Raw genomic sequence first — 23,047 nt, 5'->3', positions numbered from 1 at the left:
TGCTGACAAAAGAAAAACATTCCATATGCAGCCTGTGTTTCTACTTAATATCACCAATTTCCCATTCCGTTTTCGAGCAAATTGCAGCCCGAACATGCATTTGTATACAAAAAGAGCCTGCGACCCATTTTGGGGTCACAAGCTCTTTGCACTTTTTGACTACTATGTTGCATAATTTTGATACTGGATACCAAACTTTATTTTTCCATCCAAGCCATTACTCTGCATGACTTCAGACTTATGCTGTCACAACTTGACCCGATTCGGCCGAATCAGTCATTTCAGCCTCTTTTTTCGGACGACGGCCACTCCAGAGGAAGTACGACAGCGTCAACAGAATGGATACCCCTGCATAGATAGCCAGAATTCCAGCCTGATGCCACATCACATCGAAGTTGCCACTGGACACGACTGCTTTGAAGCCCATAATGCTATGCGTCATCGGTAACCATGGGCTAAATGCCTGGAGCCAGGACGGAATCAGTTCTACCGGGAAGGTTCCTGCACTTGCCGCAAGCTGGAATACCAGCAGCAGAATGACCACATAGCGTCCAGGCAGATCAAGCCAGGTAACAAGCGCCTGAACAATCAACATGAACGTCAGCCCCGTAATAATCGTGAACAGATAGAACAGTCCTACACTGTGCGTTTCCAAACCAAGACCATACAGCATAAAGCTGGCAACGATAACCGATTGGAAAATGCTCATGGAACCAAATACGAGTGTACGGCTTACAAAACGGCTCCAGCCAGATGCACCCGGTACGGATGTATCACGCATTTTCAAAATAATGGTCGAGATAAGGGATCCGACAAACAATCCAATGGACAGGAAAAATGGCGTCAATCCTGTACCGTAATTGGACACGGATTCTGCTTCATTCTCAGCCGAGTTAATCGGTTCAGCAAACATGTTGACCACGTCATCGGTTTTCTTCACTTCAGACGTTTTCTGAGCGGCATCATTCAGCTTGGTGGCCAGTTCACTTGAGCCGTCTTTAAGCTCAGTCAAACCATTAGCCAATTCGCCTGCACCATCACCAAGCTGTTTGGAACCGTCTGTCAGCGAACTCACACCACCGCTCAGCTTGCCAACGCCGGTTTGCAAGGCACTTGTGCCTGTGCCAAGTTGTTTGGCCCCATTCACCAGCTGAGTGCCACCGCTTGCAGCTTCACCCAACTTGCCACTAAACTGCTTCAGGCCGTCAGAGAGCTTCGCTCCGCCTTCGCTAAGCTGATTGGCTCCAGCGAGCAGCTGCTGCTGTCCATCAACCAGTTGGTCGGCTCCAGCCAGCAGCTGCTGTTGTCCGCCGTGAAGCTCTGTCGCACCTGCTGCAAGCTGCTGGTTGCCCTCGTGAAGCTGATTCGCACCTTGCGCCAGCTTTTGTTCACTCTCGTGCAGCTGTGCGCTGCCTTCTGCCACAGCCTCACTGGCTGCCAGCAGCTTCTGAACCTCCTCACTTGCAGCCAGCTCCGGATTAGATGCAGCCAGCTGTTTCAAACCGTCCGCCACACCTTGGGCACCGTCCGCAACTTTACTGCTTCCATCAACGGCAGACTGTAAGCCTGACGCCAGAGTTCCACTACCCTGCACTGCACTTTGCAAACCTTCTGACAGCTTCGCACTGCCTTGTTCGGATGATTGAAGACCTGCCTGCAGCTTGCCTGTGCCATCAAGTGATGATTGAAGACCTGCCTGCAGCTTGTCACTGCCATCCTTTAACTGGTCTGCTCCGCTTTGAAGCTGATCCGAGGCTGCAGCCTGCAGCTGCTGAAGACCGGATACCAGACTGGTTGTGCCGCTTTCCAGCTGGGTGGCCCCGGTATGCAGTGCATCAACGCCATCGCTCAATGGAGATAGTCCATCCTGAAGCTCAAGTGTTCCGGATGACAGTTTGGCCAAATTGTCTTTCAGCTTGACCGCACCATCATCCAGTTTGCCTGCCCCCGTATTCAGTTCGCCCGCACCATCGCCGGCTTCCGCCAGTCCGTCAGATACTTCGGAGAACTTGTCGAGCAGCGTTTCGGCATAAGCCTCTGTCACCTTGGCAGATACTTTCGCCTTAAGATCCTTGATTGCCGTCTTGCCGATCTGTGCACCTACGAAGCTGTAATTGCCGTTCGGTTCGTAGATCAGTTCAGCTGGCTGCGGTTGATCATCGAGCAGCGTGGTGGCCTGGGAAGAGAAATTTTCAGGAATCGTAATTTGCATATAATACTTGTCGTTCTGCATACCCTCTTTGGCCTGAGATGCATTAACAAACTCCCATTCAAAATCTTTATTTTTCTTCAGCTCATCCACCAGATCGTCGCCCACCTGCAAGGATTTTCCTTCAAGCTCTGCTCCCTTGTCGAGGTTGACGACAGCAACCGGCATCTGGTCAACATGACCATATGGGTCCCAATAGGCAGCCAGATAGATACCGCTATACAGGATCGGAATAAACATTACTGCAATGACGGGGATCAACACCTTCGGGTTTCTCACGGCCGATCCCACATCCTTGAAAAACACGGATAAAGATTTCATGTCTTTTTTCTCCCCTAACTCTCTGCTTCATGAGCAGGAACTAACTTAATGTAAATATGTGAATAAATTCAGCAATTTGCTGAAATACGAACTGACCACTTTCCTCAAACGGTCAATTTAGAGTAAAAAACAAACCTGCCTCTCGGCAAGCCTCACTGCCTTCACGCAAAAAAGACAATCCATATTCTCCCTATATTATAGTAGAGAAATTTGGAAACTACATGACGGCAGCAATTCCTTCCATTAAGAAAAGACGAAAGTAATTTTTGATTTCCTCTTTGCTGAGCGGTTCGTGCTGTTTATTCCAATCCGAGGTGAGCGCTATATACAGACGGATCATCATAAAGGCCACGACTTGCGGATCACAATCCCGAATCTCACCGCTGTCTCTGGCTTTCTCCAGCTCCTTGGACAAGAAGTCGGAAATGACCTTCTCCACCTTGTCCAGACCCTCCTTGGCCTGAAGTGTTCCAAAATCTTTAAGTTCCTGGGATAGCTTCACCAATAAATCATGATCACGTCGGAATTCCAGCAATGAATCCAGCACACGAAACAGGTTATCAAAAAAGGCACTTTCCTGACGCACTTCACGATGGGCAATATTTTTCATTTCCTGGATCACTTCCACCAGAATCTGATCAAACAGCTGCTCCTTGTTCGTAAAAAAAGTGTAAATTGTCCCTTTGCCTACATTCGCTATCTTGGCTACCTGATCCATCGTGGTAGCTTTGTATCCAAACATGGCGAACGACTGAGCTGCTGCATGAATGACCTGCTGCCTCCGGTCAATCGGAGCCATCATATCCCCTCCTTCACTGATCTTCTCTTATGAAATGACCAAAAATACAATTTGGTCACTTGGTCAAAACTTACATTATCACCTTCGACAACAGATTGCAACCCTAACATTTCAAATTTGTGTTAATTTATTTTAACCGAAATGCAGTGGAAAGTGATTCATTCGTCGTCTATAGTGTATGATGGTTCCAATAATACGGATTAAACGAAGATGGGCTGTCTCAGATCATCAACTTTCGTGTAAATATTTATGGAATGAACATGATTTTCCGTTTCGCTGTATATTCATGTATTGAAGGGTACGGCAGAACGGTGAACTTATCAAATTTAAACTTATGAATAAAGGTGAACTCATGCGAAAACCAAGAGTGCTCTTATTATCCGAAGGTTTCGGCACCGGTCACACCCAGGCCGCACATGCGCTGGCAAGCGGCATCAAAAAGGTCAGTCCACACGTCCATAGCCGCGTTATCGAACTTGGCAAATTCCTAAATCCGACGGTGGCTCCGCTTATTTTTTCCGCCTATCGAAAAACATTATCCGTCCAGCCCAAACTGGTCAGCATGCTGTATCGGACACAATATAATAAATCGTTGAACGGATTTACCAAACTCGCTTTGCATCGGATTTTCTATACTCAGACGGCGCAGGTTGTATCCCAGCTGAAGCCGGATGCGGTAATCTGCACTCATCCGTTTCCGAATGCGGTCATTTCAAGACTGAAACGGCAAGGACTGAACATACCACTGTATACGGTCATTACGGATTACGATGTGCACGGTACATGGATCAATCCTGAAGTAAATCAATATCTGGTCTCTACCCCGCAGGTTAAGGCATTACTTGAAATTCGGGGAGTCGACCCCTCTCGAATTCAGGTTACGGGAATTCCCGTGCATCCTGATTTTTGGGAAGCAGGTGACAAAGTACGGTTGCGTCAGGAAATGGGACTTCAGGATATGCCTACGGCACTGCTTATGGGCGGTGGATGGGGGCTTTCCTTTGATGAAGAACATATGAAACTATTAACCTCGTGGGCCGATCGGGTGCAGCTTGTATTTTGCCTTGGAAGCAATGAGAAGATGATCTCCAAGATGAAAGAGATGGCTTGCTTCCAGCATCCGAACATCCGCATTCTCGGTTACACAAGAGAAGTCAGCAAACTGATGGACGTATCGGACGTCCTTATTACGAAACCGGGCGGCATGACTTGCACAGAGGCTCTGGCTAAAGGGCTGCCGATGTTGTTTATTCCACCGCTTCCAGGCCAGGAAGAAGAGAATTGCGAGTATTTTGTACAAGCCGGATACGGCCAGGTGATACATTCAGCAGACGTCATTACCACAAGGTTCACAGAGCTGTGCGACCGTACAAAAGCACCGAAGGAAGCTGAAAGCCAGCTGAAAGTTGTACGCAAACCGTGGAACAAACCGTCCTATGATCCGACGTCTTGTGCACAGGCTGTTCACGAATTATTGTGTCCGGCTGCAGCCGAGTTCCCCTCCACGCCCAAGGAACGCTTTAAGGCCGGAATTCCTACCACGACGCTGTCAGGTACCAGAATTCCATTCTAAGGCCTCTAAAGGCCCCTGGAGCTCTTCTGGGAGGGTGTTGTATATGGATAGACATGTCCTATGATTAACATCAACTCATTTGAAACGAAATGCATACAGAAAAGGTTCCCTTCTCATTTTGGAAGGGAACCTTCTTCAATTTCATTTAAAGTAAACGTATGTTTTACCAGAAAAAAGGGTAATTTAAAGGAAAGAGATCCAATTAAATACCGAAATAAAACTCTGTTTCAGGTGTTTTCAAAGGTTTGTTTAATGTAAATACATTAACTACCCTGCCTGTTTGCAGAATTTTCAGATCAATTACTTGTAAAAAGTATGATGACCGATCGTTTTCACTTTTTTCTTCGAATGGGCAACCGTCAGATCATCAGCAAGCGTCAATGACAAGAAATAATACGTATCATCAGCGACTTCCTTCTGTCCATTCAGTGCAGCATTCACTGCCTTCACGCTGTCCTCATTGGGAACTACACGCTTCAGACGTCCGTTGGCTACCGGGCTGAATTGAGACTTCTGATAGATTACCTTATAAATAGTATCGGGAAAATTGGCTGACCGCAGCCGGTTTAAGACAACATTGGCAACTGCCACTTTGCCTTCGTACGGTTCACCTTCCGCCTCTGCCATGACGATTTTTTGCAGCAGAAGCAGCTCTTTATCGGACACACTGTATGACCAGGTTGCAAGTTTCGAGTCCTCCTGGTTCAAAAGCTCGGTCCGCGTAAAGTAAAGTTTTTGGGGGGGAGTTGTTACAGCAGCAGCCGCTTTGGCCTTCTCTATTTTGGCCAATTTCAGGGCAGCTTCTTTTTTGGCTTTGGCCGCAGCAGCAGCTCTGGCCTTATGCTTGGCCTTGGCTTCCTTCAATTCCTGTTCTTCCTGAGCAGCCGTAAGCCAGTCCTTGGCTGGCAAGGAAGCCGTCCAGTTTGCCGTATGAATCGATGAATCAGCAGACAGACTTGTCCCGTCTGACATCATTCGCCTGTCCCCAGCAGAAGAAGATGATGCGCTATTTTGCACAGAAGCCGCCAGATCGGTCATCTGTTTACTATCACTTGCCTCGTTCCATTTCCCAGTTGCCTGAACTACATTAACCCCCACTATACATACAAGCAGCACAGATAACATCGGTGCTACCCAACGATTCTTGCTTATAATATCCATTCGTAAGATTCCTCCTGTCGCAACAATTCCCTTAACTAAGTAACCCAAAAAAAAGAATTTGAATAACGATGGCTAATATTACATAGGGATAAACGTAATGTCAATGTGATTTTATGTCATAAAAACGAGTTTTAGGAAAATGAAAACGTATCCACAACCTCATACATTGGCGATTGTCCCAGCCTAGTCACATAAAGTACAAAGTCCTCCACAATCCATGATTTAGCACCCAAGGAATGTTCCGGAAGCACCCCATAAATACCTTTATCTTCATTTCCTGGAGCTAAACCCAGAAATTTGCGTGCAATTGTAATGTGCGGAGAGTAAGGTCTCAGCTCTGCTTCATATCCAAGTGTGGATGTGGCCTCCACGATCCGTTTGTGAAGAAGATTCAAAGACTCTAGTTCGCCGTCCACACCCCTCCACAACACCTTCGGAGCATCTTTCAGACCAAAAGTACCCCACCCGGAAGTTTGCAGTTCAAACTGCTGAATTCCAGTACTCGCCATGCGCAGCGCTTTCCGCAGATGCCCGATATCACTCACCAGTGTATCTCCCAGAAATTGCAGCGTGATATGGTAATCCCGATGGTCTGTCCATTTGCGAAAATCGAGTCCGTTCTTCACCATTCCTGCATCGAGTTGAAGGGATTCCTGAATAGCTGCCGGAAGACGTATCGCCGTAAATAATCTTTCCCGCCGTGATGGTAGATCCGTATATGAATAGTTATTCATCATCGTATACACCTCTCTAAAGTTCGTTCTATTATTTCATAATCATATGTCCTGTTTCAAGTTGGGTAATTATAGATTGACACAAATGTCAGCACTTGCACATGAGGCTTCATTCCTGCCTTTCTGCAGCATCTTCTCAAATCTGCTACACTTATCTCACAACTCAATTGAATTCAGGAGGTTACACACTATGGGTAAAATTGTATGTTTTCCATCTTTATCTGCGGAACAGCAGCAGCGCATTTTAGACGCCGCACCCGGCTATACGCTGACCGTCAGCAAAGCCAAGGAGATTGACCCTACTGAGTTAACAGAAGCCGAAATTATTGTTGGCTGGTCTCCACTCGTCACAGAACATGCCCTGAAGAAGGACAGCCTCCTGAAGTGGGTACAGGTCTGGTCCGCAGGTGTGGATAACCTCCCCTTCTTGGATTTGGAACAAAAAAATATTCAGGTGACCAGTGCCAATGGCGTACATGCCATCCCGATCACTGAAATTATTGTAGGCATGATGTTATCGCACAGCCGTTGGCTGAGACAAGCCATGCTTCATCAACAGCAAGCCGAGTGGAAAAATCCCGGCAAACCACTGCCGGAGCTGCACGACAAAACGGCTGTCATTGTTGGTGTAGGAGAGATCGGCACCGAAGCTGCCCGTATTCTCAAGGCGTTTGGCATGAATGTCATCGGGGTCCGCCGGTCCGGCAAAGACGTTCCTAATGTCGATCACATGTACGATATGTCCGGACTGCATGAAGCTTTGGGCAAAGGTGATTATGTCATTAACATCTTGCCCCTCACAGACGAAACCCATCATTTGTATGATCAAACCGCATTCGAACATTTCAAGAAAGGCTCCTGCTTCGTCAATGTAGGACGAGGTCCAAGTGTAGACACTGAAGCGCTAATTCGTGCACTGGATAGCGGCCAGGTCGCCTATGCTGCGCTGGACGTTTTTGAAGAAGAACCCCTTCCTGCTGAGCATCCATTATGGCAAAAGGACAATGTGTTAATTACCCCCCATATCGCGGGAAGTACGGAGCAATATACGGATCGGGCACTTGATATTTTTGTGGAAAATCTGGAAGCTTACCTGGCGGGCAAAACACTGCCGCTCAACCTGGTCGACTATAGTCATAAATACTAATTCGCCCTCCATTTTCCATGCACAATTGTACAAATGCCTTATCATTATTTCTAAAAATGGATATAAAAAACCTCCACACCCGGAAATCATTTCTTCCGAGTTGGAGGTTTTCTTCTACTATATAACTATGTGCATAACCAAACGTGACGTATAAACGTTCCTTTACGCACAGCGCAATACTGATCCACTTCCCACCCCGCTGCAAGCAAATGCTCTTCCACCCATTCCGTGGATACAACTACAGCCCGTTTCGCCAGCCTGCGCAGACTTGTCAGCATGACGCGCTGGTCTTCATCCGGGAGGACGGAACACAGATTGTAGGGCATATCCAAAATCGCTGCGTCGTAAGATCCGTCTAATTCCTTCATGTCACCCAGTGTAAGGCAAGCCGGATCATAACCAAAGTGCGGCAGATTGATGCGCGCTCCCTGAATGGCCAGCGGATTCAGGTCGTTCCCTCTTGCCTCAATTCCCATGGAGAGTGCTTCAATGACTACCGTACCCATGCCGCAGCATGGATCGAGCAGCCGCTGGTTCAGAATGTTCGGTACGGCAATGTTAACGAGAGATCTGGCCAGCGCAACTCCGAAACCAGTGGAGTAATTTTGCGGCTTCTGCTGATGACGTTGCCACGATCGATCCGCTTCTGTCCACCGACCGAAGATCCATTTTCTACCTGTTCGAATTAGTCCAAAGGTCACTTTTGGGCGCTTCATCTGCGCCTTTCCCTTAATGCACATTCCCACTTCTCTTTCCAGCTGACGGGAATGTTCATAATCAGGCATATGGTCTCCTTCTTTCAAACATACCACCTTAAACGTCTCTTCTTGAAGCAATTCAATCTTCGCTGCAGTCGGAAGCAGATCCTTCACGGTCTCTGCTTCCGATATCACGTCCAGCCTTCCATGAATAAACGGGCTTCTGCCTGGTGGAATGCATATATTAGACCGGACATATGAGCGTAAATCCGAATTCATTTCCAGTCTGGAACCAACCAGTGTATGGAGCTCGAGCGAGCATAATTCACGCTCATTCTCATGACAGGCAAACGTATAGATGTAATCTTGGTTGATTGAACTCCTTGTGATGTCGGTCGAATAGATTTCAGTCAAAATTGCAGCCGTCCTTCATGTTTCTTCTATTATAAGAAGAAGGTTTATATTTTTAATTTTTCGATGGAAGTAAGCAGGTCATCCGACAATTCCTTCAATGATTGAATGCTGCCGCTAATCGTTTCCATGGAGCTTACCTGTTCTTCAGCCGAAGCCGAAACTTCCTCTACGCTTGCCGCAGTTTGTTCCGATACTGCCGAGATCTGTTGGCTGAAATCATTCATGCGTCCACTTGCATCCTGCATGCCTTCCAACCCAGCTGTCATCGTGCCAATCACGTGAACCATTTCCTCTACGGATTCATTAATATTCCGGAACAGATTACCCGAAGTTCGCACATGTTCTTGTCCCCGTTCAGTCTCCCGAACACCTGTACGTAATTCAGCAACTACTCCCTGGGAATCCTGCTGGATATCTTCCGTAATCACTGTAATTTCCTCCACTGAAGTCTGCACCGCTTCCGATAACTTCCGAACCTCGGCTGCGACCACGGCGAACCCACGACCACTCTCTCCAGCGCGGGCTGCCTCAATGGAAGCATTCAATGCCAGCAGGTTGGTCTGCCTTGCAATGTCACGGATCACTTGGACCAGCTTGGAAATATCCTCGTTTTTACGGTTTAGCTGCTCCATCCGATCCATCGAAGCCGATACAGCCCCGGAGATTTGCTGCATTTGCTGCACCGATTGTTCCATGGCCTTACGTCCATTCAATCCCTGCTCCAGCACACGTTCTGACATCGCACTAAGCTTGCTCCCTTGAATAGCATGCTGCTGAATGTGATCGTTTAATCCCTCAACCGTACGTGCTGATTCGACTGCCGTTACGGCCTGACTCTCTGCAGCCTTGGCCGACTCTTCCATCGTAATGGCAATCTGCTGACTTCCAATTTTGACTTCTTCCGAAGAAATGGCCAGTTCGTTGCTCTGGCGATTCACCGCTTCGGCAACACGTCTGACATTCAGCACCATCGAAGTCAGATTCCCTTTCATCGTGTTTACCGCTTTAGCCAAGAGCCCTACTTCATCTTCGTGCTTGGTATGTATATCCTGCACATTCAGTTGGCCTTCTGCAATCAGCTTCACTGCACTAATAACCCGGAGCAGCGGTTTCACGACCTGGGAACGGATAATCGGAATCACGATTGCCGTGATCGCAATCATGATCAGCACCCCTACAATAATGATCATTCGACCATTCTGCACTGACCTGATGGTTTGTGCTGCCGAGAGATCAGACTGATTCTGATTGTACTCGACCAGAAAATCCAGATCGACCTGCATGGCATCGAAGGAATCAGCCCCTTTTTCCGATACTTCCTTCGCCAGTTGGGATTGTCCTTGATCACTCAAATTGATCGCTTGGGTATTCAGCTTAAGGTAAGCTGCCCACTTCGTCTTGAATGCATCCCAGTGCTCCTGTTCGTCTGTCGCCTTTTCCTGCTGATCGTATATTTTGATCGCCTGTGCGGTTTCGCGAATGTAATTGGTACGCTCTTCAGCGAGTTCAGCCTTGTCTCCATCCGGAGCATCAAAGTGCCGGTAACTCAATGACAAAATATGTTCGGTGGTATAGTTCAACCTATTGATTTGCTGAATCGAAGGCATCCAGTTCCCCGTAATCTCATTGGTGTTGGCTTCCATGGAGTTCAACCGGGTAATAATGGTGACACTAAGGAGAATTAAACAGAGGATTAACAAATAGAACGCGATGCTGATACGCAGACCGATACTCCTGACCTTGAATCTGCTGAACATGTGATTTCCCCCTTATGCCTGATTCGGACATTCTCCGAACTTTCAGTTCTTTTGTCTTGGTTTTACCCTTCTTTTGGCATCTTGCAAAATACTCTTTCATCATATCTCTATGGGTAAACTGACGTAAAGTATTATAACATTATTTTGTTTAAGACATGCTTCGTTTTGTAAAATCCTGTGCCTCGTATACACGTTGAGGTCATAGGAATACTTCTGAAAGCATGCAGCGTGATAAAATGGAAAAGAGCTGCAGCATACGGAGAATACCGATCTGCAACCCTTCAACATGTTAAATTGTGAGGATCATCCTATGAAAACCGGAAAAGCGCTGCTTACTTCACTTCACCATGTTTTTACCAAACTCGGCAAGTAACCGATAAGACGCAAGTCTTCGCTCGTAATCAGGGCCGGCTGTAACCACCAGAAATTGATTCGTCGCCAGTCGTTTGCTTACCTGCCCGAATTGTTCCCAGATCTGCGGCGCTGTCCCTGCAAAATGTTTACGTGCTTCGTCCGCACCCTCGCCCTTCTCAATGTTGATCTGACCACCCGTACTAGAGTTAGATTCCTTCTCGCCAGCGTGCAGGGCTGGCGCATCTTGTCCACTCTGCCTGCGCCGATCTGCCATTTCGAGGCTCCAGTCCCGAGCTTCCTCCTCTGTCTCTGCACACATTGCACTGACCGCAACCATCACTTGCGGTTCGTTCATCGTTTTACTTGGGGTAAACCCATCCCGATACCGCTTCACTGCTTCCGTACCATCGGCATCACTCATAAACTGACCAAATACATACCCCATGCCATACCGTGCGGCAAACTCGGCACTCTTGACGTTGGTACCCAGCATCCACAGGGATACAGGAAGTTCAGGGATCGGACGTGCCGTTACCCGATGCTCCTCATAACTGTACCGATCCTCGAGCAATTCAGTGAGTGCCGCGAGTGATTCAGGCAATTTGGACACATGCTGCAAATAATTGCCGCTTAGCGCCATGGTGGCATGCGGCCCACCTCCAGGCGCGCGTCCCAGTCCCAGCTCAATTCTGCCTGGGTAAAGTGCAGCCAGCAGCCGAAACGACTCGGCCACCTTCAGCGGACTGTAATGCGGCAGCAGCACCGCACCCGATCCCAGCTGAATTGTTGCTGTCCTCGCACCAATATGCGAGAGAAGAACTTCAGGCGATGCGGATGCAAGTTCCTCCATATCATGATGCTCGGATGTCCAGTACCGGGTATATCCCCAGGCTTCGGCATGTTGAGCCAAGGATACGGACTGCTGCAAAGCCTCTTCCGCTGCAGCTCCATTCAACCTTGGCACAAGGTCGAGCACGCCCAGAATGAACGGCTCACTTGAGCCTGTGCCGATGTTTGTATCCAAGCTTCTCACTCCTTATTCTAGTCCAGATCGTAGATGGAGCCTACCTTCAGACCATACAATTCATTGTATATTTTCTCGGCAAACGCATCCGTCATGCCTGCAATATAATCAATCACCATGTGCTCCCATGTCCAGATCGGATGAGCCTTCGCCTGATCCTTCTCATATCGCTGCAGCCAGTCGGATGGAATAATGGATTTGGACGTTTCCGGGTCTAGGAACGCATCCCACAGGCGCTTAATCATCCATTCACTGCGTTTTTGCAGACGCTGAACACGCAGATCACGAATCATGGTCACCCAGGCAAAGCTCTTGAGCACACTCACCGTGCGCAGCATGTCAAGATCCTCTGCACCTTCGCGGACAAACGTCACCTTCTTCCAATCCCCGTCGTCAATTACGCCCAGGCTGCCCACAAAGAGGCTTACCCAGTATGCCTTGACCTCGCGGCGGGTACGGGAGTAATCATGCTCGCAGAACGGCATCTTCTCATTCCAGACACGCAGGAACGAAGCGAGCACTTCTTCTACCTTTTGCCCAATCGCCTCTCTCGTCCATCCATTCCAGAACAGATCCTCGAGTGTAGTAATCTTATCCACAATCAGTCGATGAATGTGCGGGTCCTGCAGGAAATGCTCGTGCACTTCGATCTTGCCTGCCTTAATGCCATCTTCCAGATCGTGTGCAGAATACGCAATATCGTCACAGAGATCCATGAGCTGTGCTTCCAGTGTCTTTTTGCCTGCCGGCATGTTCCAGCGATTACGAATCTCGTGGATATATTGCCACTCATGATGATACATGCCCTTCTTGCTCTCCGTACCTGGGTAAGGATATTTGTTGATTCCAAGCAGCACCGCATCGGACAGATTCAATCCATCGATGTCCTCTCGTTTCTCCAGGAACATGATGAGACGGAAGTTATGTGCATTGCCTTCAAAATGCTCATATTTCCGCTTCAGCTCTGCACGAACCTCCGGCTCCTGTTGAGGTGATTTCGCGCCGCGGCTCTTCTTCATGATCTTCTTGACCTCGGTGTTGATCAGGTCATCCAATATACCATCCAGTACTTCTTCCCCTTTATGTCCAAACGGCGGATGTCCGAAATCATGTGCGATTGCGGCACATTCCACCACTTCCGAATCAATAATAAGCCCCGGGCTGTCCGCCTGACTCCAGTCCACTTGGGGGTAACGACGAAGCAGGCTTCTTGCCGCCTCTCGCGCAATCTGCGCAACCTCAAGGGAGTGGGTTAACCGTGTGCGATAATAGTCGCCTGTTCCAGCCCCAAACACCTGGGATTTGCCCTGCAACCGGCGGAAGGTCGGTGAATGAATCAGTCTGGAATAGTCCCGCTCATACGCTGCACGAGCTCCATCCAGTTTGGTAAGTTCAGGATATTGTCTATGTTCTCTCAAATCGTTCCATTGCATGTGATCACTCCTAGCCGACTGTCTCTATTTTGAGTGATTATACACAACATCCGTCGTTTCGAAAAGCAAAACCTGTCTGTGATTGTCATCTCTTCTCACATCAACTTGTGATGTACAGTCTTCTTCTTTTATTATACCCCGACAGACTATCATCCGTGCACCTAAATGAATAATGATATACATCAAAATACATCAAAATATGAAGCCATTCAGAGAATATAGAGATACATTCCGATAATTCAAAAAAGATAGGATAAAAGGTGCTAATGAGTATCGGTGGCCGTTCCGGTTACGGATCGTTCTTCCGATCGCTGTTGTCTCCAGGTTTTCTGAATTTCCTTTGCAAGGGAAAACCCCGGAGACAAACGCGACCGCTCCGCTTCTTCAGAATCGATTCCGTCCCCTCCACTACTTCGCTGCTGACCGCTATGGATTTCAATAAAACAGGATATTCATAGAATCTAAAATATTACTAGGTTGCAAGAAACAAACTCATTCTCAATTCAAGTGCGCTCCCTTTCATGATCCTCTGTCTCCTATTTTTTTCCTTGGAGGAGGGAGAAAATAAAAAAAACGACAGGGACGGAATCGCCCTGTCGGGTGCAGATGGTCAGCGCCTCGCTTGCTGGCCTATAATTTATGGGAATGCTGATAGCGTGAAACTGCTCGCTACTTACAAACCATAAACTCGGTAATGCAATTACACCATCACTTTGCAGATGTCGTTGGTGAACTCTACCGGATCTTGGATCGGCAAGCCCTCGATCAGCAATGCCTGGTGGTACAGCAGACTAGTGTACAGGCTCAATTTTTCCTTATCCTGTGCGTAAGCATCTTTCAGGGATTTGAAGACATCATGGTTGACGTTGATCTCCAGCACCTTATCTGCCTGTACATTCTCACTGTTCGGCATGGCTTTCAGAATTTTTTCCATTTCGATGGTCAATTCACCTTCGGTGGACAAACATACCGGATGGCTTCTGAGGCGTTTGGAAGCTTTGACGGCTTTTACTTTGCCTGCCAGCTGTGCTTGCATCGCTTCGAACAACTCTTTGTTGTCGTTGTCTTCTGCTTCGTTTTTCTCTTTATCCTCGCTGTCTTCGATACCCAGGTCACCGCTGGAGATGGATTTGAATTCTTTCTCCTTGTAGTTCATGATCATTTTGATCGCGAATTCATCGATGTCCTCAGTGAAGTACAGCACTTCATATCCTTTATCCAGTACACCCTCGATCTGAGGCAGCTTCTCAATCCGCTCAATGGACTCACCCGATGCGTAGTAGATATACTTCTGATCTTCCGGCATTCTGGAAACGTACTCGTCCAGGCTGACCAGCTTTTTCTCTTTGGAAGAAGAGAACAGCAGCAGATCCTGCAATGTATCCTTGTTTGCGCCGTAGTCGCTGTATACGCCATATTTCAACTGACGTCCAAACGCTTGATAGAACTTCTCATAGCTCTCGCGATCGTCCTTCAGCAGGCTTTGCAGTTGGCTTTTGATTTTGTTTTTGATATTTTTCGCAATCAGGCTCAGCTGACGGTCATGCTGCAGCATTTCACGGGAGATGTTCAGGGACAGGTCTTCCGAATCAACCATACCTTTGACAAAACCGAAGTAGTCCGGCAGCAGATCGCCGCATTTATCCATGATCAGGACACCGTTGGAGTACAACTCCAGGCCTTTTTCGTACTCTTTGGTATAGTAATCAAACGGTGTGTTCTCCGGAATAAACAGAATTGCATTGTATACTACGGCACCGTCCGCGCTGATGTGCAGGTGTTTAAGCGGTTTGTCAAAACCGTACCGTTTTTCCATATAGAAGTTGTTGTAATCTTCTTCGGTCAGCTCGCTTTTGTTTTTACGCCAGATCGGCACCATGCTGTTCACGGTTTGCTCTTCCTTGTACTCCTCGAACTCGTTCTCCGTACCTTCCTTCGGACGCTGACTTGTCACATCCATCTTGATCGGGTAACGAATGAAGTCGGAGTATTTCTTGATGATGGATCTCAGGCGATACTCTTCCAAAAACTCATCATACGAATCTTCTTCGGTATTGGGCTTGATCGTCAGGACGATTTCCGTACCTACGGAATCTTTCTCAGCTGGAGTGATCGTGTACCCATCCGCACCTTCGGACTCCCATCTCCAGGCTTCATTGCTGCCCAGCGTTTTACTCGTTACGGTCAGCTTGTCCGCCACCATGAACGCGGAGTAGAAACCAACCCCGAACTGTCCGATGATGTTATGGCCGTCTTTGGCTTCGTTTTCCTTTTTGAATGCCAGCGAACCGCTCTTCGCGATAACCCCGAGATTGTTCTCCAGCTCTTCCTGGCTCATCCCGATTCCGGTATCGGTCAACGTGAGCGTACGGTTCTCTTTGTCGATGGTCAGCTTGATGTAGTAATCCTCTTTGTTGAAGACGAGCGTATCGTCGGTAAGGGCTTTGTAATATATTTTGTCAATGGCGTCACTGGAGTTGGAGATCAATTCTCTCAAAAAGATTTCTCTTTGGGTATAGATGGAGTTGATCATCATATCCAGCAAACGTTTGGATTCTGCCTGGAACTGTTTCTTGGCCATGAATGGGTGTTCTCCTTTCAATTTGGGATATAGAATGATTGATTTGAATATAGAAAGAAGCTGAACATTCGCAATACCGCTAAGTGGATAGAACTCTTTGATCGCTATGATCCTTTTTCTGAACTCTTGTATAAGCCCAATTAAAAACATGACGTTGTGCGGTGTGGCCGTTCCGGTTACGAATCGTTCTTCCAATCGCTGTTATCCCCAAATTCCCTTTATTCCCTTTTGAAAAGGGAAAAATTTGGTGATAAAGGCGACCGCTTCGCTTCTTCAGAATCGATTTCGTCCCCTCCACTACCTTCGCCGTTAATCATAGCCAATTTTAAGTTGAGACAAATACAAGTTCTGTTGATCAATTATGCTCTATAACAAAGTATTTCCTGTCCACATTGCGACCCCGCGTTCTTTCAATTGACTTCTAGATTCAAAAACACAATCATTCCATATGTAGTCGCTGTAGTATAAAGCATCATTTGTTAGCACTCAGGTGACCGGAGTGCTAAACCCTTTCTTTTATATAACATATGGCAAAATTGGGTGTCAATACGCCGGGCGTTATTTTAACAAAATGGGAGATTAACACTTCGTTTATACACGCATATTTGATTTTAACGTAATCAATCAGACAATACAAAAGCCAGCTCGAATCATCGTTCGAACCGGCTTTTCTCTGTATGGTATAGCTGAAATGGTCAGCTTGGCTAATAAGCTGGTTAAAAAGTGGGGCAATGAGAGGCTGGAGTGCATTCTTTCAATTACTTCACCATTTTCGGATCAAGGGTATCACGCAAGCCATCCCCGAGCAGGTTGAAGCCGAGTACTGTCAGCATGATGGAAAGGCCGGGAAAGATAAGCGTCCACGGCGCTTTTTGCAAAAACTGACGCGAATCCGAGAGCATTTTACCCCATTCCGGGTCAGGCGGTTGTGCACCCATACCGAGGAACCCCAGTGCAGCTGCCTCAATAATGGCTGTCCCGATGCCCAGCGTTCCCTGAACAATTAGCGGGGTAAGGCTGTTCGGCAGGATATGGCGAAACAAGATTCGCATATTATTTGCGCCCAGTGTGCGGGCAGATGTAATGAATTCCTCCTGTCTCAAGCTAAGTACACGCGAACGCACCAATCTCCCGTAGGTTGGAATGTTGACGATGGCTATGGCGAGTAATGCATTTTGCAGGGAGGGGCCGAGGATTGCCACAATGGCAATCGCGAGCAGGATACCCGGAAAGGCCAGCAGAATATCGAATAGACGTGAGATGAGCATGTCTGCCCATTTTCCATAAAACCCAGCAACCAGTCCAAGCAATGCTCCCGCAATAATGGAACCGATTACGGAGAAGAACCCCACCCACAAGGAGATACGCGCACCGTGAAGCACTCGGGAAAATACGTCACGCCCCAGATCGTCGGTACCAAACCAGTGCTCTGCCGAAGGGGCCTGAAGCCGATCCGTCAGCACTTGTTCCTTGTAATCATAAGGAGAAATGTATGGCGCAAGGAAGGCCAGCAGGATGAAAAACACAATAATGATCAGTCCGGCGAGCGCCAGCCGATTGCGGCGAAATGTTCTCCAGGCTTTCCGCCATGGACCGGATGCACGTGCCGATGCTGCTTCTATGGATTGTCCGGTATTGGTTGATAATTTGGCCATGCGGCGTCTCCCTTCTTTAGCTATGAATGAAAGATAAGAAGAATGATTCCAATAACCCTTCGAACTACGATTGCTGAACCATCTTCCGATCGCTGTTATCCCCAGATTTTTTTGATTCAATGATTATAAATGGAAAATCCGGTGATAAAGGCGAACGCTTCGCTTCTACAGATTGATTCTGCACTCTTCGTATCGTGTAATTTCTGATATCTATCTTATTTGAAAATTCATTCATCAAAACAAATGATGGAGTTCCTACTTATAGCTGATTCGTGGATCAAACACAGCATAGAGCAAGTCGACAATCAGGTTGATTAATACGAAAAAGAAGGCCACGATCAGAATACCACTCTGGATCACCGGATAATCCCTCGAACTAATCGCTTCATATATATAGCGCCCCACACCAGGCCAAGCGAAGATCGTTTCGGTCAATACTGCGCCGCCGAGTAAAGAGCCGGTTTGGATGCCGATAACGGTCAGGACGGGGATAAAGGCATTTTTGAGCGCATGTCCATATACGACAAAAAACGGACCGAGTCCCTTCGCCTTTGCGGTGCGGATGTAATCCGAGCTCATGACCTCAAGCATGCTGGAGCGAGTCATCCGGGCAATAACGGCCATCGGAATTGTTCCAAGCGCAACACTTGGCAGGATGAGATGTTTGGTTACAGTCCAGAGCTGGTCCCAACGCCCGGCAATCATCGTATCCAGTACATAAAGACCGGTGATGGCTTCGACGGGATCACGTGCGTTCATTCGTCCAATGGACGGCAGCCAGTGCAGCTTGTTGGCAAACAGCCACTGTTCCATCAGACCGAGCCAGAAGATTGGCATTGATACACCAACCAAAGCAATAACCATGCAGCAGTAGTCGAACCAGGAGTTATGCTTCCATGCGCTGACGATCCCCGCATTTACGCCAATAATGACCGCAAATAGCATACTTGCCATTGTTAGTTCGAGCGTCGCTGTCAGGTAAGGTACGATTTCCTGGGCAATAGGCACCTTGGTGCGGATGGATGTGCCCAAGTCTCCTTGGAGCAAATCACCAAGATAAGCGAAGTACTGCTGGAACCACGGTTTATCAAGTCCGAGCTGGTCCCGAAGGGCTTGCTTGGACTGTTCGGTTGCCTTTTGCCCAAGTATCGTCTCCGCCGGGTCACCCGGGATGGCATGAATGATGGAAAAAACGATCAGGGTCATGCCGAGCAGCACAGGCAGCAACACGAGTATGCGTTTGACAATATAACTGTTCAATCCCTATTCACCTGCCTTTGACGTATCATGCAACATGCAATTATAAAAGCGCTGGCAGACAAGAATGCTTTAGATTGTTATGACCAGATGTGGATTCTGCCAAGCATTGCGTGTTCACCAGCGCCTTGAAAGATGAAACGAAAAATGACGATGATTTTAGATCACATAAATCCGTTATTCAAAATAAGCATTTGCATAGGATTCGCTGCCCAGTGGGGACGGCACAAAACCTTTCAGGTTTGCTTTGCCTGCCAGAATAGGTGTCGTGTGCACAAGTGGAATCCACGGTGCATCTTCCTTGATAATCACTTGAGCTTGTTTGTACAGCTCAGCGCGTTTGTCCTGATCCGTTTCTTTCTGCGCTTCGGTCAGCAGCACATGCAGCTCTTCGTTTACATAAAAGCTGCGGTTGTTGCCCGGGATTGCGTCTTTATCCAGCAGCGTGTACAGGAAGTTATCCGGGTCGCCGTTATCTCCGGTCCAGCCGAGCATGTAGATGTCGTCCTTCTCTCCGGCTTTTGCATCATCAAGATAAGTCGCCCACTCCGGCGATTCGATGTTAACTATCACTCCAATTTTCTCGAAATCAGCCTGAATTGCTTCGGCCACCTTCTTGCCGTCAGGCATGTAAGGACGGGATACCGGCATTGCATAGAACGTCACCGGGTCTGGCAATCCGTCCGGGAAGCCGGCTTCGGCCAGTAATGCTTTTGCTTTTTCCAGATCATACGGGTAGTCTTCAATGGCATCGTTGTAACCCCACAGGGTTGGCGGCATCGGGTTCACGGCAGGCTGAGCCTGTCCGGCAAAGAAAGCATCGATAATACCCTGCTTGTTCACCGCGTGGTTGAGAGCTTGTCTTACTTTTACATCGTCAAAGGGTTTCTTCTTGAAGTTAAAGCCGATATACGCCACGTTGAACGGTGGACGCTCGATCTTTTGCAGCTCACTGTTGCCTTCGAGAATGGACAGATCATCCGGGTTCAGGTCTTCCATGACATCAATCTCGCCATTTTGCAGGGCATTGAAGCGTGCCGTGTTGTCCGGAATTGAACGAACAATGACTTTGTTCAGCTTCGGTAAGCCCTCTTTCCAATAATTCGAATTTTTCTCCAGAGTGATGGAGTCGTTCCGCTTCCACTCTACAAATACAAATGGGCCTGTGCCCACGGGCTCGCTTTTGAAATTCTCTTTTTTCTCCTGAATCGCTGTTGGGCTGGCAATACCGAATGGGGTCATCGCGATATTTTGCAGGAAAGGCGCCTGCGGCTGGTTCAGTGTGAACTCCACAGTCGTCTCATCAATCGCCTTCACTTCCTTGATGACACGGCCATCCTCTGGCCCAAACATGGAATCGTAATAATCGAAGGAATCCCCTTCAAATTTATATTCACTCGCCGGATCACTCCAACGGTTGAAGTTAAACACAACAGCATCTGCATTAAAATCTGTTCCATCATGGAACTTCACACCAGACTTCAGCTTAAACGTGTACTTCAGGCCATCCGCCGAAATCTCCCAGCTCTCTGCCAGACCAGGAACGACCTCCGTCTCGCCTTCCTTGTAATCCAGCAATGAGTCGAACACCTGGTGCCCAATCTTCAGCGACTCCCCATCTGTTACAATTGCAGGGTCCAGTGCCACTGAATCCCCGCCGCGGCCCATAATCATTGTATCCTGAGCTGCCGTTTCTGTTGGGGGATCGGTACCTTCTGCCGGAGCAGGTGAATTGCCTGTTTCTTCATTGTTGGAGCAGCCTGACAACACCAAGACGGTGCTCAAAGCCAGAGTCACAAAACCGGACATCCATTTCTTTCTCATTCGCATACGTACAACACCCTTCCCTGTCTCATAATGTGTGTAATGCTGGCGTGAAAAAACTTCAATGATAGCCATTGGTTCGGTGCTTGCTTGTATCAATGAAAGGCTTTAGGTGCCTGTGATACCTGTAATTGTGATCGTATTAGGATAAGATGGATTAGCATTCGTTTTTTACGGTTTTGTGGACCCCGAGAGAATTTATGTGAATTCAAAAGATTTCCTTTTAGAAAAAAGGTTAGTTCGGCTCAGTTGCGCAGTATTTGAACTTAGGTCAATTAGCAACAGCATTCTACTTTTTGGATGGAAGTGAAAGTTGAGTTAGAAGAAAAAAAAGACAAGAGAATTGCATCACGACATGGTAGTAGAACATCGCTCGTTTTAGATACATATTGTTTGTTTGATCATTGATCATGAAGTTTGTTTTTGACCATTGGAAGGGTTAGGCAGCATCTAACAATCGTTAAAAGCTAAATGGATGTAGAACGTCGTAGTTCTCATGAAAGTAGTTGAATGAAGCTGGCGTGTATGAGTGTGTATGTTCGAAGATGCAGGGATTGGACAACAGGGAGACATTACGATAACTTATCATGTTAAGGCTCTGTCATGGTGAGGAGATTTATGTAAATAAACAGTGGTTGAAAACAATTTCGTGTAACTTACTTTACATCACATTCATCATTTAGACAAGAGTTTTGCGGACATAAGTCTTCAACTTTATTCGTACGTTAATTTTAGTTACATAAAACACAAAAAAGGAACACCATTCGACATGATAATGCCCATGTGTCCCCTCTTAATCCCGCTCTGGCAACGTCCAATATAGCTTTATTATGTCGGTGTTAACTCACTTCTTAAACAAACCTCTGCGATACATGACCGTAATAAAACGGTAAAAATCATAACTCGCCCCATTATTGATGCTGAACAGCGGATTTTTGGTGTCATACGCCAGGGCCGCATCCACGGCTGCTTTGGCCCACACCGGAACTTCCATCTGCTGACGCGCCTGCAGTTTATCTACCTGAGCCTTCAGCACATCAAATGCTGCTTTCTCTTCGGCTGTCATCGGTTCGCCCCCTTTCGGTGGTTCGGTCGGTTTTACAGGCTCGGATGGTTCAGGCGGCTTCGGCGTGGCTGCTGCATATCTGGCCCGCAGCTCTGCTGCCGATCCTTCGAACTCATTCATGTCCACATTGCCGCTAATTCCATTCACTTTACCTGAGTCCGTGTACTGCCAGAACGTCCAACGTTTCCAGGCAGGCTGATCATCCGGCACACGTGTACTGCTGTAACGCGCAACCCACAGATCATATGTGCCAAGTGAAGGTTCAAAATTGCCGGCAAATGAATTGCCCGTATATATAATTGGTTTTACACCCGTAAGACGCTGCAGTTCAGTTAAAAAGGCTTTAGCTACCGTGTTGATCTGGGCTTTGCTCAGATTGCCCGGGTTGTTCTCATAGTCCATGACCGGTGGCAGCTGCAGCGCCTTCGCGCCTCCGACCTTATTTAGCGTACTCGCATAGTGCGCAGCTTCCGCCTTAGCCCCCTCCGTGGACGTTGCGCGGAAAAAGTGGTACGTTCCGACCAGCATGCCTGCCGCCAGTGCGCCGCTTACATTTTTCTGAAAGTTCGGATCAGTATACGTCTGCCCCTCGGTCGCCTTGATGAACACAAACGTCATGCCGCTTGCCTTCACTTTTGCCCAGTCGATATTGCCCTGGTAGCGGGAGACGTCAATGCCCTGCGTGTTGCCTGAGCTTCTGGTTTGCATGTTTCTCACACCCTTTATGCGGCAATTGCCGTTTGTATATAGTTAATGCCAAGAGTCTTGGGATTGCTTGTGTGCGTGTCCCTTGTTGAAGGTAAAAGCCAAGTTCAGTTGGTTATCTATTAACCCACCAAGGAAAACATACCAAGTCGGCACGTGACCGTTCCAGATCCGGATCGTTCTTCCGATCGCTGTTGTCTCCAAATTTTTATGATTCATTATTTAAAAGGGTAAAATTCGAAGACAAAGGCGACCGCTCCGCTTCTTCAGAATCGATTCCGTCTCTTCCACTACTTATAGCTAGTGGCACATACTTTTGACTCAGTTATGCTCTG

At 47.7% G+C, this 23,047-nt stretch carries 15 protein-coding genes; 2 read left to right on the top strand and 13 right to left on the bottom strand.

The features are described from left to right. Positions 1 to 238: 238 nt before the first annotated feature. Together PIL01S_RS14575 and PIL01S_RS14570 are read right to left on the bottom strand one after the other, a co-directional pair. Complete coding sequence (locus PIL01S_RS14575) at positions 239 to 2,530, bottom strand: YhgE/Pip domain-containing protein (protein ID WP_127538118.1); 2,292 nt, start codon at positions 2,528 to 2,530, stop codon at positions 239 to 241. Positions 2,531 to 2,747: 217 nt separating this feature from the next. Beyond that, positions 2,748 to 3,329, bottom strand: a complete 582-nt coding sequence (locus PIL01S_RS14570) for a TetR/AcrR family transcriptional regulator (RefSeq protein ID WP_095288977.1) — start codon at positions 3,327 to 3,329, stop codon at positions 2,748 to 2,750. 352 nt (positions 3,330 to 3,681) lie between these two features. On the opposite strand from PIL01S_RS14570, the gene PIL01S_RS14565 reads away from it, so the two are divergent. After that, positions 3,682 to 4,902 (top strand): MGDG synthase family glycosyltransferase, encoded by a 1,221-nt coding sequence (locus PIL01S_RS14565; RefSeq protein WP_127538117.1) that lies wholly within the window; start codon positions 3,682 to 3,684, stop codon positions 4,900 to 4,902. A gap of 300 nt (positions 4,903 to 5,202) precedes the next feature. Here the strand turns inward: PIL01S_RS14565 and PIL01S_RS14560 are convergent, their stop codons facing one another. Together PIL01S_RS14560 and thpR are read right to left on the bottom strand one after the other, a co-directional pair. Continuing rightward, positions 5,203 to 6,063: a cell wall hydrolase gene (locus PIL01S_RS14560; RefSeq protein WP_095288975.1), complete on the bottom strand. Its 861-nt coding sequence runs from the start codon at positions 6,061 to 6,063 to the stop codon at positions 5,203 to 5,205. A gap of 131 nt (positions 6,064 to 6,194) precedes the next feature. Further along, positions 6,195 to 6,797: an RNA 2',3'-cyclic phosphodiesterase gene (gene thpR, locus PIL01S_RS14555; protein WP_164764235.1), complete on the bottom strand. Its 603-nt coding sequence runs from the start codon at positions 6,795 to 6,797 to the stop codon at positions 6,195 to 6,197. Between the two features lie 190 nt (positions 6,798 to 6,987). On the opposite strand from thpR, the gene PIL01S_RS14550 reads away from it, so the two are divergent. Beyond that, complete coding sequence (locus PIL01S_RS14550) at positions 6,988 to 7,944, top strand: D-2-hydroxyacid dehydrogenase (protein ID WP_127538115.1); 957 nt, start codon at positions 6,988 to 6,990, stop codon at positions 7,942 to 7,944. A 125-nt stretch (positions 7,945 to 8,069) separates the two neighbouring features. On the opposite strand, the gene PIL01S_RS14545 is transcribed toward PIL01S_RS14550, so the two are convergent. The 9 genes from PIL01S_RS14545 to PIL01S_RS14505 form a co-directional block, all read right to left on the bottom strand. Next, a complete protein-coding gene (locus PIL01S_RS14545; RefSeq protein WP_371859964.1) occupies positions 8,070 to 9,032 on the bottom strand; it encodes a DNA methyltransferase family protein in 963 nt (320 codons plus the stop codon). A 68-nt stretch (positions 9,033 to 9,100) separates the two neighbouring features. Then, positions 9,101 to 10,813 carry a methyl-accepting chemotaxis protein gene (locus PIL01S_RS14540; RefSeq protein ID WP_127538114.1) on the bottom strand — a complete coding sequence of 571 codons (1,713 nt, stop codon included), beginning with the start codon at positions 10,811 to 10,813 and terminating at the stop codon, positions 9,101 to 9,103. A 337-nt stretch (positions 10,814 to 11,150) separates the two neighbouring features. Continuing rightward, positions 11,151 to 12,191 carry an MsnO8 family LLM class oxidoreductase gene (locus PIL01S_RS14535; protein WP_246058280.1) on the bottom strand — a complete coding sequence of 347 codons (1,041 nt, stop codon included), beginning with the start codon at positions 12,189 to 12,191 and terminating at the stop codon, positions 11,151 to 11,153. A 17-nt stretch (positions 12,192 to 12,208) separates the two neighbouring features. Beyond that, a complete protein-coding gene (locus tag PIL01S_RS14530; RefSeq protein WP_127538113.1) occupies positions 12,209 to 13,624 on the bottom strand; it encodes a deoxyguanosinetriphosphate triphosphohydrolase family protein in 1,416 nt (471 codons plus the stop codon). A gap of 700 nt (positions 13,625 to 14,324) precedes the next feature. Continuing rightward, complete coding sequence (gene htpG, locus PIL01S_RS14525) at positions 14,325 to 16,205, bottom strand: molecular chaperone HtpG (protein WP_127538112.1); 1,881 nt, start codon at positions 16,203 to 16,205, stop codon at positions 14,325 to 14,327. Between the two features lie 758 nt (positions 16,206 to 16,963). Continuing rightward, positions 16,964 to 17,860 (bottom strand): nickel transporter permease, encoded by an 897-nt coding sequence (gene nikC / locus PIL01S_RS14520; RefSeq protein ID WP_127538111.1) that lies wholly within the window; start codon positions 17,858 to 17,860, stop codon positions 16,964 to 16,966. Between the two features lie 255 nt (positions 17,861 to 18,115). Then, entirely contained in the window at positions 18,116 to 19,120 is a 1,005-nt protein-coding gene (locus PIL01S_RS14515; protein WP_127538110.1) for an ABC transporter permease, read from the bottom strand. A 174-nt stretch (positions 19,121 to 19,294) separates the two neighbouring features. After that, positions 19,295 to 20,941, bottom strand: coding sequence for an ABC transporter substrate-binding protein (locus tag PIL01S_RS14510; RefSeq protein WP_127538291.1), 1,647 nt, complete (start codon positions 20,939 to 20,941; stop codon positions 19,295 to 19,297). Between the two features lie 844 nt (positions 20,942 to 21,785). Next, the gene (locus tag PIL01S_RS14505; protein ID WP_127538109.1) at positions 21,786 to 22,715 is read right to left on the bottom strand and encodes a glycoside hydrolase family 25 protein; all 930 of its coding nucleotides are present in this window, start codon (positions 22,713 to 22,715) and stop codon (positions 21,786 to 21,788) included. Between the last annotated feature and the right edge of the window lie 332 nt (positions 22,716 to 23,047).

Origin of the sequence: Paenibacillus illinoisensis NBRC 15959 (assembly GCF_004000925.1) — a bacterium.
Lineage (GTDB): Bacteria > Bacillota > Bacilli > Paenibacillales > Paenibacillaceae > Paenibacillus > Paenibacillus illinoisensis.
The sequence above is the reverse complement of the archived record's forward strand: the minus strand, read 5'-3'. Positions and strand labels throughout refer to the sequence as shown.

What these genes read in the sequence shown, in the direction of transcription:
- htpG (WP_127538112.1), bottom strand. Translation starts at nt 16,205, where the DNA reads ATGGCCAAGAAACAGTTCCAGGCAGAATCCAAACGTTTGCTGGATATG.
- PIL01S_RS14565 (WP_127538117.1), top strand. Translation starts at nt 3,682, where the DNA reads ATGCGAAAACCAAGAGTGCTCTTATTATCCGAAGGTTTCGGCACCGGT.
- PIL01S_RS14505 (WP_127538109.1), bottom strand. Translation starts at nt 22,715, where the DNA reads ATGCAAACCAGAAGCTCAGGCAACACGCAGGGCATTGACGTCTCCCGC.
- PIL01S_RS14550 (WP_127538115.1), top strand. Translation starts at nt 6,988, where the DNA reads ATGGGTAAAATTGTATGTTTTCCATCTTTATCTGCGGAACAGCAGCAG.
- PIL01S_RS14570 (WP_095288977.1), bottom strand. Translation starts at nt 3,329, where the DNA reads ATGGCTCCGATTGACCGGAGGCAGCAGGTCATTCATGCAGCAGCTCAG.
- PIL01S_RS14560 (WP_095288975.1), bottom strand. Translation starts at nt 6,063, where the DNA reads ATGGATATTATAAGCAAGAATCGTTGGGTAGCACCGATGTTATCTGTG.
- thpR (WP_164764235.1), bottom strand. Translation starts at nt 6,797, where the DNA reads ATGAATAACTATTCATATACGGATCTACCATCACGGCGGGAAAGATTA.
- PIL01S_RS14530 (WP_127538113.1), bottom strand. Translation starts at nt 13,624, where the DNA reads ATGCAATGGAACGATTTGAGAGAACATAGACAATATCCTGAACTTACC.
- PIL01S_RS14575 (WP_127538118.1), bottom strand. Translation starts at nt 2,530, where the DNA reads ATGAAATCTTTATCCGTGTTTTTCAAGGATGTGGGATCGGCCGTGAGA.
- PIL01S_RS14540 (WP_127538114.1), bottom strand. Translation starts at nt 10,813, where the DNA reads ATGTTCAGCAGATTCAAGGTCAGGAGTATCGGTCTGCGTATCAGCATC.
- PIL01S_RS14510 (WP_127538291.1), bottom strand. Translation starts at nt 20,941, where the DNA reads ATGAGAAAGAAATGGATGTCCGGTTTTGTGACTCTGGCTTTGAGCACC.
- nikC (WP_127538111.1), bottom strand. Translation starts at nt 17,860, where the DNA reads ATGGCCAAATTATCAACCAATACCGGACAATCCATAGAAGCAGCATCG.